This window comes from Candidatus Palauibacter sp. (assembly GCF_965216145.1).
Classification (GTDB): domain Bacteria; phylum Gemmatimonadota; class Gemmatimonadetes; order Palauibacterales; family Palauibacteraceae; genus Palauibacter.
The window spans coordinates 4,229,429-4,247,887 of record NZ_OZ244149.1 but is presented as its reverse complement, the minus strand read 5'-3'; the positions used below and the strand labels follow the sequence as shown (position 1 = coordinate 4,247,887).

Annotated in this window: 14 protein-coding genes; 12 read left to right on the top strand and 2 right to left on the bottom strand. The window is 70.4% G+C overall.

The annotated features are described in order from the left end of the window. Nucleotides 1-159: 159 nt before the first annotated feature. The 7 genes from trpC (at nucleotide 160) to ACOOHF_RS18275 (ending at nucleotide 5,395) form a co-directional block, all read left to right on the top strand. Entirely contained in the window at nucleotides 160-1,008 is an 849-nt protein-coding gene (gene trpC / locus ACOOHF_RS18305; RefSeq protein WP_420462824.1) for an indole-3-glycerol phosphate synthase TrpC, read from the top strand. Then, nucleotides 1,005-1,673 (top strand): phosphoribosylanthranilate isomerase, encoded by a 669-nt coding sequence (locus ACOOHF_RS18300; RefSeq protein ID WP_420462823.1) that lies wholly within the window; start codon nucleotides 1,005-1,007, stop codon nucleotides 1,671-1,673. Before trpC ends, ACOOHF_RS18300 begins: the two co-directional genes overlap by 4 nt. Continuing rightward, nucleotides 1,670-2,875, top strand: a complete 1,206-nt coding sequence (gene trpB, locus ACOOHF_RS18295; RefSeq protein WP_420462822.1) for a tryptophan synthase subunit beta — start codon at nucleotides 1,670-1,672, stop codon at nucleotides 2,873-2,875. The genes ACOOHF_RS18300 and trpB overlap by 4 nt, the downstream gene beginning before the upstream one ends. Before the next feature lie 2 nt (nucleotides 2,876-2,877). Continuing rightward, nucleotides 2,878-3,096 carry a hypothetical protein gene (locus ACOOHF_RS18290; RefSeq protein WP_419936750.1) on the top strand — a complete coding sequence of 73 codons (219 nt, stop codon included), beginning with the start codon at nucleotides 2,878-2,880 and terminating at the stop codon, nucleotides 3,094-3,096. Nucleotides 3,097-3,171: 75 nt separating this feature from the next. Continuing rightward, a complete protein-coding gene (locus tag ACOOHF_RS18285) occupies nucleotides 3,172-3,417 on the top strand; it encodes a carboxymuconolactone decarboxylase family protein (RefSeq protein ID WP_419936751.1) in 246 nt (81 codons plus the stop codon). Between the two features lie 50 nt (nucleotides 3,418-3,467). Next, nucleotides 3,468-4,091 (top strand): VOC family protein, encoded by a 624-nt coding sequence (locus ACOOHF_RS18280; RefSeq protein ID WP_420464399.1) that lies wholly within the window; start codon nucleotides 3,468-3,470, stop codon nucleotides 4,089-4,091. 68 nt (nucleotides 4,092-4,159) lie between these two features. Then, nucleotides 4,160-5,395 (top strand): amino acid ABC transporter substrate-binding protein, encoded by a 1,236-nt coding sequence (locus tag ACOOHF_RS18275; RefSeq protein WP_420462821.1) that lies wholly within the window; start codon nucleotides 4,160-4,162, stop codon nucleotides 5,393-5,395. A gap of 36 nt (nucleotides 5,396-5,431) precedes the next feature. On the opposite strand, the gene ACOOHF_RS18270 is transcribed toward ACOOHF_RS18275, so the two are convergent. Next, nucleotides 5,432-9,268: an amidohydrolase family protein gene (locus ACOOHF_RS18270; RefSeq protein WP_420462820.1), complete on the bottom strand. Its 3,837-nt coding sequence runs from the start codon at nucleotides 9,266-9,268 to the stop codon at nucleotides 5,432-5,434. Further along, nucleotides 9,265-12,654 (bottom strand): amidohydrolase family protein, encoded by a 3,390-nt coding sequence (locus ACOOHF_RS18265; protein WP_420462819.1) that lies wholly within the window; start codon nucleotides 12,652-12,654, stop codon nucleotides 9,265-9,267. Before ACOOHF_RS18265 ends, ACOOHF_RS18270 begins: the two co-directional genes overlap by 4 nt. A 131-nt stretch (nucleotides 12,655-12,785) precedes the next feature. Here ACOOHF_RS18265 and rocF point away from each other — a divergent pair, with 131 nt between their 5' ends. From rocF to ACOOHF_RS18240, 5 genes are all read left to right on the top strand, one after another. Continuing rightward, nucleotides 12,786-13,694, top strand: a complete 909-nt coding sequence (gene rocF, locus ACOOHF_RS18260) for an arginase (RefSeq protein ID WP_420462818.1) — start codon at nucleotides 12,786-12,788, stop codon at nucleotides 13,692-13,694. Nucleotides 13,695-13,827: 133 nt separating this feature from the next. Next, nucleotides 13,828-15,234 carry an amidohydrolase family protein gene (locus ACOOHF_RS18255; protein WP_420462817.1) on the top strand — a complete coding sequence of 469 codons (1,407 nt, stop codon included), beginning with the start codon at nucleotides 13,828-13,830 and terminating at the stop codon, nucleotides 15,232-15,234. Beyond that, the gene (locus ACOOHF_RS18250) at nucleotides 15,231-16,475 is read left to right on the top strand and encodes an amidohydrolase family protein (RefSeq protein ID WP_420462816.1); all 1,245 of its coding nucleotides are present in this window, start codon (nucleotides 15,231-15,233) and stop codon (nucleotides 16,473-16,475) included. The genes ACOOHF_RS18255 and ACOOHF_RS18250 overlap by 4 nt, the downstream gene beginning before the upstream one ends. A gap of 31 nt (nucleotides 16,476-16,506) precedes the next feature. Beyond that, on the top strand, nucleotides 16,507-16,728 hold the full coding sequence (locus tag ACOOHF_RS18245) for a YlcI/YnfO family protein (protein ID WP_420462815.1): 222 nt from the start codon (nucleotides 16,507-16,509) through the stop codon (nucleotides 16,726-16,728). Between the two features lie 409 nt (nucleotides 16,729-17,137). Then, a complete protein-coding gene (locus ACOOHF_RS18240) occupies nucleotides 17,138-18,364 on the top strand; it encodes a tyrosine-type recombinase/integrase (RefSeq protein ID WP_420462814.1) in 1,227 nt (408 codons plus the stop codon). Nucleotides 18,365-18,459: the final 95 nt, after the last annotated feature.

Here is an 18,459-nt window from a genome sequence, read left to right as displayed (position 1 = left end):
GTCCCGGTCCTGAGCCGCTACCTTGACCCCTTGCGGGGCACCGAACGTTCGCCGAAGCTACCCGAACATGAACCGAATTGCAACCCCGGTCGACAAAGGCCCGGAAGGGTCGCCGACCCCCCGGTGGCCGTCGAGGCCGCTCTGTCGCAGCTTGGCGCCATGACACCGAATACGATCCTCGATGAGATCCTCGCCGCGAAACGCGAAGAGGTCGCCCGCCTGCAGTTGTTTCGGAGTGCCATCCGCGCGCAGGCGGAGGAAGCGCCGCCACCGCGCGGGTTCGAGTCCGCCCTGCGCAGGCCCGGCGAGGTGGCCGTGATCGCCGAGTTCAAGCGGCGTTCGCCCTCGGCCGGCGAGATCAATCCCTACGCTCAGGCGGCGGGCGTCGCGAGCGTGTACGCCGCGGCCGGCGCGTCGGCGATCTCGATCCTCACCGACGGGCCCTGGTTCGGCGGCTCGCTCGACGATCTGAGATCCGCCCGGGGCGCCGTGGGCGTCCCCCTCCTCCGGAAGGACTTCACCCTCGATTCGGTTCAGCTGTACGAGGCGCGGGCCGCGGGGGCCGACGCGGTCCTGCTCATCGTCCGGGCACTCGCCGACACCCGGCTGCGTGAACTCCTCGAGCTGAGCGGAGAACTCGGGCTCGCCGCGCTCGTCGAGGCGCACGACGACGAGGAGATCGACCGGGCGCTCGAGGCCGGCGCCCGCATCGTCGGCGTCAACGCGCGGGATCTCGCGACCTTCGAGGTCGATCTGGAGCAGTCGCTGCGCCTGATCGCACGGCTCCCGGCGGAAGTCGTCGCGGTCGCCGAGAGCGGCATCCGTTCGTCCCAAGACGCCGCGGCCGCGGGCCGTGCGGGGGCCGACGCGGTCCTCGTCGGCGGCTGGTTGATGGCGGGCGATCCGGCGGCGGGCGTCGAGGCGCTGGCCGGACACCCCCGGCGTCCGCGGCGCGCCGCGATGCAGGCGGCGGGCGTCGAGGGCGTGGACGCCGGCGACGCCTCATGACCCCGGTTCGGGTGAAGATCTGCGGCCTCCGGGAGCCGCGACACGCCGCCGTCACATCCCGGGCCGGCGCGGACTACGTGGGCGTGGTGTTCGCCGCCCGCGTGCGGGAGGTGACGGCCGAGGCGGCGGCTGCCGTCGTGGGGGCGCTCGAGGGCGCCACGCGCGCGGTGGGCGTGTTCCTGGACGCGAGCCCGGCGGAGATCCTCCGGAAGCGGGACACCGCGGGGTTTCACATCGCGCAGCTCCACGGCGCGGAGCCACCCCGGGTCTGCGACGAGTTGCGGGCCGAGGGACTGGGCGTCTGGAAGGGGATCCGGCCCACCTCGGGCGACACCCTGATCCGCCGCTGGGACGAGTACCGGGACGCCGCCGACGCGATCCTCGTGGAGGGATTCTCGCCGCGCGGACCCGGGGGCACCGGGTCCGCCTTCCCGCACGAGTGGCTGTCGGGACTGGGCCGGGACGGGTGCGCGCTCGTCCTCGCGGGCGGGCTGGATGCGGGCAACGTGGCGCGCGCGATCCGGGACGTGCGCCCGGACATCGTCGATGTTTCCTCCGGCGTGGAGCGGGCCCCGGGGGAGAAGTCGATCGAGAAGATCCTCGAATTCCTCGCGGCCGTCCGGGAAGCGGCGAACCGCGCCCCCGCCTCCGCCGAGGCAGGATGAGCAGCCCGGCCCCCGGCTGGTTCGGCGACTTCGGCGGGCAGTTCGTGCCCGAGACGCTGATCCCGGCGCTCGACGAACTGACCGAGGCGTGGGCGGAGGCCCGCGACGATCCCTCCTTCCGCCGGGATCTCGAGGCGAGCCTGGCGGACTATGTGGGCCGGCCCACGCCCCTCTACCGGGCGTCGCGCCTCGGCACCGACCTCGGCCTCGAGTTGTGGCTCAAGCGGGAGGATCTCAACCACACCGGCGCCCACAAGATCAACAACACGATGGGGCAGGCGCTCCTCGCGCGGCGGATGAACAAGGCACGGATCATCGCCGAGACGGGGGCGGGGCAGCACGGCGTGGCCGCGGCCACTGCCTGCGCCGTGCTCGACTTCGAGTGCGCGGTCTACATGGGCGAGGAGGACATGCGCCGCCAGGCGCTCAACGTCGAGCGCATGGAACTTCTCGGGGCGGAGGTCATCCCGGTCTCGAGCGGGAGCCGGACCCTCAAGGACGCGACGAACGAGGCGATCCGCGACTGGGTCACGAACGTCGACACGACGCACTACATCATCGGCTCCGTCGTTGGCCCCGCGCCGTATCCGGGCCTCGTGCGCGACTTCCAGCGCGTGATCGGAGACGAGACCGTCCGGCAACTCGCGGAACGCGGGGTGGCGCCGGACGCCCTCTTCGCCTGCGTGGGCGGAGGCTCGAACGCGATCGGCATCTTCGCGCCGTTCATCGAGAGCAACCGGGAGCGCGACGCGGGCGATCGCGTGGAACTCGTCGGCATCGAGGCGGCGGGCCACGGCCTGGAGACCGGCCGGCACTCCGCCTCGCTCACCGCGGGCGAGCCGGGCGTCCTGCACGGCAACTACAGCTACCTCCTCCAGGATGCCGACGGGCAGGTCATCCCCGCGCATTCCGTCTCGGCGGGTCTCGACTATCCCGGCGTCGGACCCGAGCACGCGTGGCTCAAGGAGACCGGCCAGGTGCGCTACGAGTCGGTGACGGACGACGAGGCGCTCGCCGCCTTCCAGGATCTGTGCCGGCTCGAGGGCCTGATCCCGGCGCTCGAGAGCGCGCACGCGCTGGCGGGTCTCCGCCGCGAGGCCGCGCGCTGGGCGGGCCGGAACGTCGTCATCTGTCTCAGCGGGCGGGGGGACAAGGATGTGGAGGAGGTCGCGCGCCTCCTCGGTCCCGACGGGGGTTCCTGAGCGTGGCCTTCATCGACTATCCGGACCCGGCTCGGATCCCGGAAGGGGATCGTGTCCCCGACGACGACAACATCATCCGCATACACGGCGTCCACAGCCGCGTCATCCCGCTGCACTACGATCTCTACCGGGAGCTGATGTACGGGCCGGGCCCCCTCTCCCGGATTCAAAGAGAGATGATCGCGGTGACGGTTTCGGGGCTCAACGACTGCCACTACTGAATCGTCCACCACGGGGAGGGTCTCCGTCGCCTGCTCAGCACCACCGGCCGCTCTGCCGAAGAGATCGAGCGGCTCGTGGCCGCCCTGGCCGCCGACCATGAGGAGGCAGGGCTGGACGAGGCGGACCGGGCGATGCTCGACTACGCGGCGCGCCTCACCCGCAGCCCCGGAGAGGTCACGGCGACCGACGTCGAGGCGCTGAGGGCGCGCGGCTTCGACGATCGCGCGATCCATGACATGTGCGCGATCGCCGGCTACTACGCGTTCGTGAACCGGATCGCCGACGGCCTCGGCGTCGAACTCGAACACGGGAAAGGCTGACCAGAGTGGCTACCCTACCGCCGGAGGCACCCGGGCGTGCGCCCGTGCCGATGAACCTCGATCATCTGCTGCTCGGCACGGCCGACCTCCTCGACGGCGTGTCGCGGGTGGCCGACCGACTCGGCGTCGAAGCCGCGTTCGGCGGCCGGCACGAGAATCTGGGCACCGCGAACTATCTGCTCTCGCTCGGCCGCGACGTCTATCTCGAGATTATCGGCCCGGACCCTGAGGCAGCCGAAGGGGGGGCGCCGCCCCCCTTCGGGATCGCGGAACTCGATGAACCGAGGCTCGTCACCTGGGCCGCCCGGGCGACGGAGCTCGACGCGCTCGTCACGAGGGCCTCGGGCCGCGGCGTGTCCCTGGGGCAGGTTCGGCCCGGTTCGCGGCTCCGGCCGGACGGCACGGAACTCCGCTGGGAAGTCACGTCTCCGGGCGCGTCCCTTCACGACGGCCTCGTGCCCTTCTTCATCGACTGGGGGACGACCCCGCACCCGGCCCGCGCGACCCCGCCGGGCGGTCAGCTGATCTCGTTCCGGGCTGAACACCCGGACCCCGCCCCGGTACGATCCACGCTGGCGGCGCTCTCTCTGGCACTCGAGGTGGACGAGGGGCCCGAACCCGCGCTCGTGGCGAGGATCCGCACCCTGAGCGGCGATGAGGTGGAGTTGCGCTAGAACTCCCCCGTCGCAGATTCGCAGCGGTCGCGGAAGACCCGAGTCCTAAAGGTTGGAGCAACCATTCCATGAAACACGAATACCTGGCCGGCCTGGTGCTGGCGGCGCTGGTAACGGCCGGCTGCGTCGATGATCCGGCCGCGCCGGAGCCGGAGCCGGAGGGGGGACCGATCACGCTCGCGGCGGCCATCGCCCAGAGCGGACGCCACGGCGACCTGGGCAACGAAGTCGCGCGCGGATACCGCCTCGCGGTCGAGATCCTCAACGAGAAGGGCGGCGTACACGGCCGGCCGCTGCAGCTGGTGCTGCGCGACGATCGGAGCGACGCGGAGACGAGCGCCCGCTTGTACGCGGAGTTCATCGCCTCGGATACCATCGACGCCCTGCTGGGCCCCTACAGCAGCCCGATCACCAATGCCGTCCTGGCCGTCACCGAGGCGGCCGGCATCCCGCTCGTGGCGCCGGCGGCGGCAGCGCCCGAGATCTGGGCGGGGCGGCGGAGGCAGTGGAGCGCCCAACTCCTGAACCCGGCTCCCAGCTACCTGAAGGGCTCCGTCGAAGTGGCCGCCCTGCTGGGGGCTCGTGACGTCGCCCTGGTGTGGGAGGATACCGCTTTCCCGGCGTCGGTCGCGGGAGGCGTGCGCGTAGTGGCCCAGGAGCACGGACTCGACATCGTCTTCGCCGAAGCCTATGCGGTCGGGGCCGCGGACCACGAGGCGCTCCTGGCCGCGGCGCGCGATGCGGGTGCGACGCTATTCATCGGTGGCGGATACGCCACCGACGCGATGGATTTTGCCAGAGCCGCGGTCGCCGTGGGTTACCAGCCGCTCCTGATGAGCCTTCTTGTAGGTCCCGCGGAACCCAACTTCATCGATGAGGTGGGCGACGCGGGGCGCTGCGTGGTAGGCAACGCGGCGTGGGACCCGATGATCCGCACGTCGGGTTTCATCGCGGACAGCGAGACGGTGGTCCAACGCTATGAGGCGACGTACGGAACGACACCCGGCTACCATGCGGCCGCGGGCTTCGCGGCGGCGGAACTCCTGGCGGAGGGGATCGACCAGGCGATCTCCGCCACGGGAGAGCCGGACCGCAGCGCGGTCCGCGACTTCCTGTTCACGGCCATGACCGAGACGGTGCTGGGCCCGTACAGCGTCTATCCGCTCGAGCACGTGCAGGCCGGGGGGCAGCGCGCGCTCACCGGCCTGCAGGTGCAGTGGCAGGACGACGGGGCGGGCGGCCTCACCCGGCGCATCATCCACCCCTGGGCCGTCGCCAACGCGACGCCGTGCCTGATGCGCTGACCCCGGCGTAACCCCGGCGCCCGCGGCCGGCCGGGCTTACCTCCTCCGGATCCCGGCGGCGGCGCTTGTAGCGCTCTCCTCGGCGGGGCGCTGCCGCTCGAGGGACCGCGTCTCGGGATGGACTTCGTCGAGCGTCATCCCGTCGTACAGTCGCCCGTCCTTCATCACATAGTGGATGTCGACCGTGCTTCGGAGTTCATCGAGCGGGTTCGAGTTGAGGACCACGATGTCGGCGAACTTTCCTTCCTCGAGGCTCCCGAGTTCTTTTCCGAACCCGATCGCCTCGGCGCCGAGAATGGTCGCGGCCCGGAGGATGTCGTAGTTCGAGGCGCCCCCGGAACCCATGGCCCACATCTCCCAGTGGTATCCCACGCCCTGGATCTGCCCGTGGCTTCCCACCCCCATGCGGGCGTCGCCCTCGAGCATCTTCTTCACGAACTCGCCGTGACGCGGGAAGACGTACTCCTCCTCGAGGAACCAGCCGGCCTGTCCGGGGCTCCCGCCCGCGCCCGGCCCGCGCCGTCGCGCCCGGGCGTCGATGTTCGACTTGGGCACGAACGTCGCGAGCTTCTCGTCCCCAAGTACATCTTCGTGCGTGTAGAAGAAGTTCTCGCCGAACGGACCCCCGTACGACACGAGCAGCGTCGGACTGTTTGTCGTCTCTGACGTCTTGAACAGCTCGACCACATCCGAATAGATGGGCGCGATCGGCAGGTTGTGTTCGATGCCGGGATATCCGTCGATCGCGTGCGTGATGTCGATCTTGTAGTCGAGTCCACCCTCGGTCGTCGGCATGAGTTCGAGTTCGCGCGCCGCCTGGATGATCCACTGACGCTGCTGGCGATTCCCGGTCATGTACATCTTCAGCGTCTTGGTATCGAAGTATTCCGCGTAGCGGCGGAGAATGGTCTTGGCGTGGTCCGCGTCGCGGAGGTTCTCGCCGGCGAAGACCCCCGGTCCCGTCGAATAGATGCGCGGCCCGGTCATACCGCCCGTCCGCAGCCGGTCGGTGTAGCTGAGGATGTCCGTGGAGCCGGTCTGAGGATCGCGCGTCGTCGTGACCCCGTAGGAGAGCGTCGCCAGGTACTGCCACACCTCCTCCGGATGGACCTCGGGGACGAGCCACTGCGCGTGGTAGTGCGTGTCCACGAAGCCGGGGACGAGCGTCTTTCCGCTCACGTCGATCACCGTGGCGCTGTCGGGGACCTCCACGGAGTCCGCCGGTCCCACCGCGATGATCCGGTTGTCCGTGACCAGCACGACGCCGTCCTCGATGATGAGGGGTTTCATGGCGGGCTCCTCCGGCTCCGCCGCTGCGTCATCGGGGGCCGCCGCCGTGTCGGCCGCTGCTGCCCCCGCGGTGTCGGCCGCTGCTGCCGCCGTCGTGTCGGCCGGCGCCCCCGCGGTGTCGGCCGGGGTTTCGTCGGGCACCTCCGTCATCGTGATGATCCGCCCGCCCCTGAGCGCCACCGTGCCGCGCGGGATGTCCCGCGGCAGTTGCGTCTCGATCCTGCGTTCGACGGCCTCGTATGTCTCCGTCGTGTCGGCCAGAACCTCCTCGTCGCCCGCGCGCACCGCGGCCGACTTCGCCGCGATTTCTTCCGCCGCCTGCCGGATCGAATCGGCGCGCGCCATGAGCGAGTCGGCGACGACCTGCACCGAGTCCGCCTGGAGGCGGGTGATCTCGTCCTCCAGTTCCTCCGGCAACTCCTCGTCGGCGTTCTCGAGGCTGTCCGCCTCGGCGCGCTTCTCCTCGAGCGTGTCGGTGATCGCCGCCGCCCGCACGCGCAGGAGGGCGCGGGCGTGGGCCGTCTCCTCCTCTTCCTCTTCCTCGGCCTCGACGTGATCGAGGTCGTAGGTGAAGAGGACGTTCCCCATCGCCCAGTGCAGGGCCCCGCCGTCCGGCGCCCAGGACGGGAACTCGCCGCCGACGTCGGTGAGCTTGCGGGCCGGCACGGGGGAGTCGTCCAGACGGAAGAGCGTGATCGCGGGGGGCTCGGCCCCGACCTCGGCCAGGTCCACGACGAAGAGGTCTCGTCCGAACTGCGCGAAGGCCCGGTCTCCCTCGGGCGAGATCATGACCAGCCCGGCGGGCGCCGGACCGCCCGCCTCCGCGGGGGACTGGGGATCCGTGGGGTCGGGCCCCTGCCGCCAGGGGAAGACGCGGCGCGGCAGGAACTCCCACTCGTTGGGGTGCGGGTCGCCGATGCCGGCGATCCCCTGGCGTCCGCGCACGATGAGGTGGCGTTTCACGTCCGTGCCGTCCCAGCGGAAGGACACCAGGCCCTCGACCGGGCTGTAGGCGTAGATGCGATCGGGATCGTCCGCCGCGAAGTGCGCCACGTCGCGGAGTCCGGTGGGCGAGATGACCTCCGCCTCGGCCGGCGGCGTCCCGGCCGACGGCACCCACACGAACTCGCCCCCAATGGGGCCGAAGAAGGCGCCCGAGGCCTCCTTGAGCTGGCGGGCGGCGCCGCGCGTGGCGACGAGGCGCCCGCCGTCCGGCGACCACGCCACGTTCGAGTAGAGCGCCGCCGTCTCGGTCAGCCGCACGGCTTCGCCGCCGGCCGCCGGCACCTTCATGATGTGGCCGCCGTCCGTGTCGTCCCACGTCGCGTAGGCGAGCCACGCGCCGTCCGGCGACCACTGCGGATGGAACTCGCCCGCGTCCCCGTCAGTCAGCCGGCGCGCCTCGCCCTCAGGCAGGTCACGGATCCAGAGACGGTCGAAGGCGGTGAAGACGACCTGGGCGCCTCCGGGCCCGACGACGGGGCTCCGGATCTGGCTCGCGGTGACCATCGCGGTCGTGTCGATCTGGTACTCGAACTTCACCTCGGGACCGACGCCGAGTTCGACCTCCGCCTCGAACGGGATCTCCGTCGGTTCTCCCCCATCCATGGGGATGTTCCAGATCTTCCCGCCGTACGAGGCGACGATCGCGGAGCCGTCCGGGAGGAAGGCGTAGCCCGGCAGGAGGTCGAGGGGCGCCCGCGACTCCTGCTCGTCGCGCTGCACGGGATAGGCGAGCCACGTCTCCTCGCCCGTCTCGAGGTCGCGCTTCCGGAGTCCGGTATCCGCGTTGTAGCGCGTCCCGTACACGAGCCAGCGGCCGTCCGGCGAAATCGCGGGCCGGAACGCCGACCCGTAGCGGTTCGTCATCGTCGTGGTCGTGCCCAGCTCGCGGTCGTAGCGGTACAGCTGGTAGCGGGGCAGGGCCGCGTTGTACTGCCAGTCGCCGAAGCCTCCGGCATACCAGATGTGGCGTCCATCCGGGCCGAACGCCGCGCCGATCCGCTTGATGGCGGAAGATCCGGGCAGCGCCAGGGGTGAACCGCGCTCCGCGTGGTACATGGCGAGCTGCGCGACGCCGCCCAGCCCGGTGGTGCGGCTGGCCACGATGTACTCACCGTCCGGGCTCCAGTCGGGCGACAGCATGAGGCTCGATCCGCCGCCGGCTACCTGGGTCGTGTCCGTGAGATCGAGGCGCAGGGTCCACAGCGCGTCGCCCCCGCTGCGGTCGGAGATGAAGGCCACCGACTCCCCGTCCGGACTGAAGCGCGGCTGCGTCTCGTACGCCATCCCGGTCAGGAGGGGCGAGGCCTCCCCGCCGGCGATCGGCATCGTGTACAGGTCGCCCAGCAGGTCGAAGACGATCATCGACCCGTCGGGACTCACGTCGAGCGAGATCCACGTCCCCTCCGTGGCCGTGAAGCTGGCCGTGCGCGCCCCCCGCAGCGGGAGCGGCTCCCGTCCTCCGGGACCGCCGGGCCCAAACATCTGGGCCGCTGCGGGAACGACGGTCGCCGCCCCGACCACCGCAGCCAGCGCCGCGGCCCCCGCTCCCGTCCTCAGGACCCTCGAGCCCCGGCTCATCGGTCACCTCCCCGGAGCCCGGCGCTTACGGCGGGCGCCGTATCTCTCCACGGTTCGTGCGGCGCGGGCCGTTGCCGGGGCCACAGCTCGTCGAGCGTGTCGCCGTCGTAGAGTCGCCCGTTCATCATCACCCTGTCGATCGTGTTCGTGTTGCGGATGTCCTCGAGCGGATCCGCGTCGAGGATCACGAGGTCCGCGAGCTTGCCGGGCTCGATCGAACCCAGGTCGCCGCTGAGTCCGATCGCGTCGGCCCCCATGAGCGTCGCGGCGCGCAGCGCGTCGTGCTCGTCCATGCCGCCGCTCTGCAGCGCCCACAGCTCCCAGTGGTAGCCGAGGCCCTGAAGCTGGCCGTGGCTCCCGACGCCGGTTTTCCCGCCGTTCTCCACCAGCTGCGCCAGCCACGCGGAATGCTTCGGGAAGGCGTATTCCTCCTCGGCGAACCAGCCGCCCGGGCCGGGGCCCGTCGTCTGGAGGCGCCGCGCCTTGAAGTCGAGTTCCCGCTTCGGCGTGAAGTGCGTCAGCTTCTCATCGCCGAAGACGTCCTCGTGCGTGTAGAAGTAGTTCTCCCCCCAGGGTCCGCCGTAGGAGACGAGGAGGGTGGGCGTGTTCACCGTCCCCGAGGTCGTAAGCAGTTCCACAACGTCCCGGTACGCCGGAATGATCGGCATCGTGTGCTCGATCCCCGGATATCCGTCCATGGCATGCGTCATGTTCAGGCGATAGTCGAGGCCGCCTTCCGTGGTGGGCATCAGCCCCAGTTCGCGCGCCGCCATGATCAGCCACTGCCGCTGCCGCCGGTTGCCCGACATGTACATCTTGAACGTCTTCGTGTCGTAGTACTGGCTGTACTTCCGCAGCACCTCGAGGGCGTGCTCGTAGCTGCGGATGAAGTCGAACCGGAACACGCCGGGGCCGGTGTGATAGATGCGCGGGCCCGCCATGCGGCCGGCGCGCACCATGTCCTCGTAGGAGAGCACGTCGGTCGTGGCCGTCTGCGGGTCGCGCGTCGTGGTCACCCCGTAGGCGAGGTTCGCCTGGTAGATCCAGGGGCGCGCCCAGTGGAAGTCCCACAGGTTCCACATGTGGGCGTGCGTGTCCACGAACCCGGGCACGACCGTCTTGCCGCCGATGTCGATGACCTGGGCGCCCTCCGGTACCTCGCCCGGCCCCGCCCGCACCGAGGCGATGCGGTTGTCGGTGACGACGATGTCCGCGTTCTCCACGATCTCGTCGCCGTTCATCGTGATCGCGCGTCCGCCGCGCAGGACGACGGTGCCGCGCGGGATGTCGCGCTCCGCCGAAACCTCGATCTGCCGTTCCGCCGCGGCGTACGCCGTGTCGCCTGCGGCCGCGTCCAGGTCGTAGGTGAAGAGGGCGTTGCCCAGCGACCAGTGGACCGTGCGGCCGTCCGCGCCCCAGGTGGGGAACTCCGCCCCGAGTTCGTTGAGCTTCCAGACGGGCACGCCCGCCGAGTCCGGCTTCGCGACATCGATCCTCGGCAGCGTGGCGCCGAGGTCCGGTACGGTCACCGCGTACAGGTCATCGCCGACGTGCGCGAGCGCGAGGTCGCCCTGCGGCGCCATGACGACCGACCCGGCGCCGAGCCGGATGATGAGTTCGCGCGGCTGGTCGTCGTCGAATTCCCGCGGCATCGGCAGGTCCGACCGCGGGGAGCGCTCGTACCCCGGCGGGACGCCGCCCGCGTCGAGATTGGCCCTGGCCGTCACCTGCAGGTGCTGCCGGCGGTCCGTGTCGTCCCAGCGCGCCGACGAGAGGGCGGTCGTGACCAGCGGTGGGTTCGGCGAGCCGGGGACCGGGTCCGCGCGCGCCGTCCCGTAGTAGTAGATGCGGTCCGGGTCCGACGTGAAGTGCGGGGCGCGCCGCCCGCCCGTGGGGCCGATCGCCGTGATGTTCCCTCCCTCGGCGGGGACCCATACGAACTCGGAGTCGAGGCCGAAGCCGATGAAGGGGTCGATCGCCTCCTGCACGTTCCGGCGCGACGAGCGGATCGCCACGATGCGGCCGCCGTCCGGCGACCAGGCGATCTGCTGGTAGTACGCGGGCTCGGGCGTGAGGCTGGTGCTCGCGCCGCCGTCCGCCGACACACGGCGGATGTGGCCCTCGCCCGAGTCGTCGTCCCACGTCACGTACGCCACGTCGCGGCCGTCGGGAGACCACACCGGGTGGAACTCGCCCACCTCGTCCTGCGTGAGCCGGCGCGGCGTCCCGTCGGGCAGGTCGGTGACGTACAGCCGGTCCAGGGCGGTGAAGGCGACGCGCGTCCCGTCCGGCGACGGCTTCCCGTCCCGGATCTGCTTGACGACGAAGGTCGGCGTATCCTCGATCGGGTACTCGAAGTCCACCTCGGGCCCGACCGCGACCTCCGCCTCCACCGTGAACGGGATCTCGGCCGGGTCGCTCCCGTCGACGGGCACGCGCCAGATCCTGCCGCCGTACGACAGGACGAGCGCTTCCGAGTCGGGCGTGAAGGCGTAGCCCGGCAGCACGTCCATCGACGCCGTCGACTCCTGATCGTCGCGCTGCACCGGGTACGCAAGCCAGCGCTCCTCGCCGGAGTCGAGGTCGCGCAGCCGGATGCCCGTGTCGGCGTCCTCGCGGGTCGCGTACGCGAGCACCTGACCATCGGGTGAGAGCGCGGGCCGGAAGGCGGAGCCGTAGCGGCTCGTCATCGGCGTCCGGGTACCGGTCCGTCGGTCGTAGACCCAGAGCTGGTACTGCGGGAAGATCGCGTTGTACTGCCAGGTGCCCGAGCGCTGGGCGTACCAGATGTAGCGACCCTCGGCGTCCACCGTCGCGCCCAGCATGCGCTGCGCCCCCGAGCCGCCCACCATCTCGAGCCCCGTCCCGCCGTCCACGTGGTACAGCCACAGCTTTTCCAGCCCGAAGAACGCCCGCGCCCTCGACACCAGGACGTACTTGCCGTCCGGCATCCACTCCGGCGACAGGAAGGTGCTCCCGATCCCCTTGCTCAGCTGCGTCGGCTCACCCCCCTCCGCGTCGATGAGCCATAGGTTGTCGTCCCCGCTCCGGTCCGAGACATAGACGATCCGCGTCCCGTCCGGGCTGAAGCGCGGCTGCATGTCGTGCGGCAGCCCGCTCGTGAGGCGCGTCGCCTCGCCTCCCGCGATCGGCATCCGGTACAGGTCGCCCACGAGGTCGAAGACGATCGTCTCGCCGTCCGGGCTCACGTCGAGGGAAATCCAGGTCCCCTCGTTGGTCGTGAAGCGCGCCCAGCGGGCCGGTTCGAGTGGAAGGCCCCGGTCGGGGTCCTTCTTCTCTTCCTCCTGGCCCTGCACGGGGAGCGCCGCGAGCGGCATGAGCAGCAGCGGGACGGCCGCCCAGGGGCGACGATGGAACGAGAACATGCGCCGACTCCGTTCCCGGGGTTGTGGTGTATCCTTCTACGCGATCTTCTGCACGACGATGTACGAGGCGCGAATAGTAGTGTCGACTGGCACTCGCGACCAACCAAACCGGAACGATAGAGGAGCGATCCTTGGGCGATCATCGGGACATCGCGCTGATCTCCGTTTCCATCGACCTCGGCGCCGGCCGCCGGGGGGTGGACATGGGTCCCTCCGCGCTCCGCATCGCGGGGATCAGCCGGGAGATCGAGGCCATCGGCCACACCGTGTCCGAACTCGGCACGCTGACCGCCGGCGGGCTCGAAACGACCGAGGCGGGGGACACCTCGCTGCGCTTCCTGAGCGAGATCGTCCACGTCGCGGAGGAGACGCATGCCGCCGTGAGCGAGGGACTGAGCCGAGGCTGCACGCCGCTCGTGCTCGGGGGCGACCATTCGCTCTCGATCGGATCGGTGGCGGCGGTGGCCGACCACTACCGGCCGCAGGGGGGCTCCATCGGCGTCATCTGGGTGGACGCCCACGCGGACATGAACCGTCCCCGGACGACGCCCAGCGGCAACATCCACGGGATGTCGCTCGCGGTGCTGCTCGGCCACGGGGAGCCGCGCCTCACGCGCGGGGGGGCGAGCGTCCGCCCCGAAAACGCGAGCGTCCTCGGGGCGCGGGATCTGGATCGCGCCGAGAAGCAACTCATCCGCGAACTGGGCGTCCGCGTGTTCACGATGTCCGAGATCGACGAACGCGGCGTGGGGCCCTGCATGGACGAGGCGCTGGAGCGCGCCAGCGCCGGAACCGCCGGCTTCCACCTCTCCTTCGACCTCGACGCGCTCGATCCGCGCATCGCGCCCGGCGTGGGGACGCCCGTCCGAGGCGGCCTCACCTACAGGGAAGGGCACCTCGTGTGCGAGAAGGCGTCGCGCTCCGGCCGCCTCCTGAGCCTCGAACTCGTCGAACTCAACCCCGTCCTCGACGACCGCAACCAGACGGCCGAACTCGGCGTTGGTCTCGTTGCCTCCGCGCTCGGCGCCACGATCCTCTAGCAGACACGCCGCGGTCCCGCAACGCTCCGCCCGGGCAGGGGCGCCCCGGTTCGCCGACTTGCGGCGCGGCGCAGGCCTGACGGATTCTTTCGATCGCAGCTGTCGCCGCGGGAACCACGATCGAGGGGGTCACATGCGCGACACGATTGAACGGTTGCTCCTCGCGACCGTCGCGGCCATCGGGCTGGCCGGGTTCGGCCTGGCCCGACCCGCGGGCGCGCAGCAACCGACGGCGGCGGAGCTGGCCGACCTTCGCCACGGCGTCCCCAACGGCGCGTGGCGCTCGACCTACGCCGCACCCGGGCATCCGGCGACCCTGATCCGGGGCGCGGCGCTGATGACCGCGGCCGGCGAGGAATACGTCGGCAGCATCCTGTTCGAAGACGGGATCATCGTGCAGATCGGCCGCGACGTCGAGGCGCCGGCGGACGCGGTGATCCTCGACGGAACCGGGCGCTTTGTGACGCCGGGTCTCATCGACTCGCACTCGCACCTCGGCGTGTCCGCGACGCCCGAGGTTCCGACGAGCTTCGACAACAACGAGACCGGCATGACCACGCCCGGCGTCTGGATCGAACATTCGATCTGGCCGCAGGGTCCCGGGTTCGTGCGCGTCCTCGCGGGCGGGACGACGACACTGCAACTGTTGCCCGGCTCCGGAGATCTCATCGAGGGGCGCGGGGTGACCGTCAAGCCCGTGCCCGCCCGCACGCCCCAGGAGATGCTGTTCCCCGACGCGCCCCGCACGGTCAAGCTGGCCTGCGGCGAGAATCCGAAGCGCGGCGACGAGTTCCCCACCACGAAGATGGGCAACGTTTTCGGCTACAGGGAGGCGTTCATCGCCGGGGCGAAGTACCGCGACGAGTGGGACGCGTGGCTGGCCGATCCCCGGGGTGGGCCGCCGGACCGCGACCTGGGCCTGGAGACGCTCGCCGAAGTGCTGAGGGGCAACATCCTCGTGCAGTGGCACTGCTACACGGCGGACGAGATGGCCACCAACCTCCAGGTGGCACGCGAGTTCGGCTTCCGGGTGCGGTCATTCCACCACGCGGTCGAGGCCTACAAGATCCGCGATCTCCTGGCCGAGAGCGGGACCTCCGCCTCCATGTGGTCGGAGAACTGGGGATTCAAGATGGAGGCGATCGACGGGATCCCGGAGAACGTCGCCCTCGTCTCCGCCTCGGGCGCCCGCGCGATCGTTCATTCCGACGACGACATGCGCGCGCAGTACATGAACCACGAGGCCGCCAAGTCGATGTGGGCCGGCCGTCGGCGGGGGATGGAGGTTTCGCGCGACGAAGCACTACGCTGGGTCACGGCCAACCCGGCCTGGGCCCTCGGGATCGACGACCGCGTGGGGACGCTGGAGGTCGGGAAGAACGCCGACCTCGTGCTTTGGTCCGGCGATCCGTTCTCGGTCTACTCCGTTCCCGATCAGGTGTGGATCGACGGAGCGCTGCGCTGGGACCGGAAGGACTCCGACTACCAGCGGGTGAGCGACTTCGAACTCGGGCTGGTGAAGAAGGGAGGCGGCCGATGACCCCCTCCCGGATTCAACGTACGCGGCGTGGGGCGTGCATTGCGCTCGGGCTCTCGGCGTTCGTCGTCGGCGCGGCCGGCGCGGCCGCTCAGACCATCGCGATCACCGGCGGGACCGTGCATCCCGTCGCGGGGCCGCCGATCGAGAACGGCGTCGTCCTCATGGAGGATGGCCGCATCGTCGCAGTCGGGCCGGCCGCGGAGGTGCCCATCGGAGACGCGGCCATCGTCGATGCGACCGGCAACGTGGTCACGCCGGGTCTCATCGAAGCCGGCACGCAGCTCGGCCTCGTCGAGGTGGGCGCCGTGGCGTCCACGCGGCACGGAAGTCTCGACCGGGGCGCGAACCGGAGTGCGTTCCGGGTCAGCGACGGGCTCGACCCGCGGTCGATGCTGTTCGCGATCGCCCGGGCCGACGGGGTCACCAGCGCGATCACGTCGCCCACGGGCGGCGTCCTCTCCGGGCAGGGCGCGGCGCTCACGACCCTCGGCGCCACGCGCGCCGAGGTGCTGTTCCGCGATCCGGTGGCGCTCTACGCGTCCCTCGGCCCCGGTCCCGGGGCGGCCGCCGGGGGGAGCCGGGCCGGTGCGGTCATGGAGCTTCGCGAAGCGCTCGAAGACGCCCGGGACGAGGTGGAGGAGAGCGCAGGCGAGCCGGGCCAGGCGGCGGTCACCGCGGTGCTCGCCGGGGAGATCCCCCTCATCGTCCGGGCCAGCGGCGCGACCGACATCGAGATGGCGCTCGAAATCCAGGCCGAATACGGCTTTCGCATGGTCATCGACGGAGGGGAGGAAGCATGGCTGCTGGCGGATCGCCTCGCCGCGGCCGGGGTGCCCGTGATGGTCCGGGCGCTCGCGAATCTGCCCACGCAGTTCGACCGGCTTTCCACCCGATACGAGAATCCGGGCCTGCTCTCGGCGGCTGGCGTCGACGTGATCCTCACCACGCGAAGCTCCCACCGGGTGGGTCAGGTCACGCACGAGGCCGGCAACGCGGTCCGGTACGGGATGGACTGGGACGATGCGCTGGAGGCCATCACTCTGGCGCCGGCCCGCGCGTTCGGCATCGACGACGCGGTCGGAAGCATCGAGCCCGGCAAACGGGCCAACGTCGTGATCTGGTCCGACGACCCGCTCGACTTCGCCGGCTACGCGGAGACCGTCTTCATCGATGGCTGGCAGGTCGATACGACCTCGCGGCAGCTGCAACTCTTCGAGCGCTATCGTCGCATCGACCCATAGCAATCCCAACATGAGTGTCGGAGACACTCGAATGGATCAGATCACCGCGCGCGTGCCCCCTGAGATGGTCGAAGCCCTGGATGCGGCGGCGGCCGCCTTGAGGCGAAGCCGGGCCGATGTCGTTTGCCACGCTCTGGAGCGATATCTGGAAGATTTCGATGATCTGACGGTCGCGCTGGAACGACTTCGCGATCCCAGCGATCCCGTACTGGACTGGGATGAGGTCAGGGGTGACATACTCCGTACGGATTAAGCGGAGTGCGGCCAAGGCGCTCTCCTGTGTTCCGAAGCAAGACCGTTTACGTATCGTAGAGGCGATCGACGGGTTGGGGGAGCACCCCCTCGCAGGCAGTTCCCTGAAAGGAGGCCTCCGCGGTCTTCGGCGCGTCCGTGTCGGCGACTGCCCATCGAGGGACCGTCTACAGGCGGAGCTAACAGCCCGTGGCAAAAGCCCTGCTGCGTTCGAGCGGCGATGCATCTCGCCTGGTCACATAGCGCTGCAAGTCGGACGTGCAGAATCCGATGCTGTCCGGTATCGTCCATAATAGTTCGTAACATCCTGTATTCACAACGCGTTAGATAGGATTGCTCCTACCTCATCCGTTCCAGCGTCGACCTTTGCAATCCCGTCCCATCCCCGCTACGATTAGGGGATGGATAGTGTGAATTCTCCGCCCGCCAAACGCCGCAGGGGCAAGCCCAAGGGCCGCCATCCCTACAAGCGGCTCTCGGCCCCCTTCGTGCGCTCCGCTCCGCCCGGAAGGCACTGCGACGGAAACGGACTCTACCTCTACGTCCAGAAGAGCGGGACCCGAAGCTGGATCCAGCGCCTCGTCATCCGGGGGCGCAAGCGCGAGCTCGGACTCGGCAGCGTCGAACTGGTCTCGCTCGCCGAGGCCCGCGAGCAGGCGCTCACCAACCGCAAGCTCGCCCGCGCGGGCGGCGATCCGCTTGCGGAGAAGCGGCGTTTGGGCGGCATCCCCACCTTCGCCGAAGCCGCCCGGCGCGTGGTCGAGCAGAAGCGGGCCGGGTGGCGGAGCGCGGCGCACGCGAGGAACTGGTTCCGCACGCTGGAGATCCACGCCTTCCCACGCATCGGGGATGTCGCGGTCTCCGAGGTCACGAGCGGCGACGTGCTGGAGATCCTCACGCCGATCTGGCACACGAAGGGTCCCACGGCGCGGTTCGTCCACATGCGGGTCCGGGCGGTGCTGGAGTGGGCCATCGCCATGGACTGGCGGACGGACAACCCCTGCAACCGGCTGCTGCCCGTGCTGGGTCCCCAGCACGACGTGGTCCAGCACCATCGGGCCTTGCCTCATCGGGACGTGGCCGCGGCCATCGAGCCGGTGCGGGCGGGTGATCGAGGCAAGGTCGACACGCTGGCGTTCGAGTTCATGGTGTTGACGGCGGCGCGGGGCGCCGAGGTCCGTGGCGCGGTGTGGAGCGAGATGGATCAAGACTCGGGCGTGTGGACGATCCCCGCAAGCCGGATGAAGACCGGGCGCGAGCAGCGGGTGCCGCTGTGTGGCCGGGCGCTGGAGATCCTCGAAGCGGCGAAGAAGCTGCGCGGGGGCGAGAATCCGGTCGTGTTCGTGAACGAGCGCGGGAGGCCGCTGGACGGGAAGCGGATGAACCGGCTGCTGAGGAAGCACGGGATCGCGGCGGTGCCGCACGGGTTCCGGTCGTCGTTCCGGGACTGGGCGGCCGAGGAAACCGATCACCCCCGGGAGGTCGTCGAGGCGGCGCTCGCGCATGTGGTTAAGAACAAGGTCGAAGCCGCGTACCGGCGCACCGACCTGTTCGAGCGCAGGCGGCACCTGATGGACGCCTGGTCGGCCTATCTGGCGGGCGAGCGTCGAGACCCGGGGGCCGGACCCGCCCCGTGATCCGCTACCGTGCAGCAGTGCCGGACACCGAGTAGGTTTTGGTGCGGGCAAGGCCGGTGTGCCAACCGGCTGATCGCTCAGGCGCCGCGCCGCAC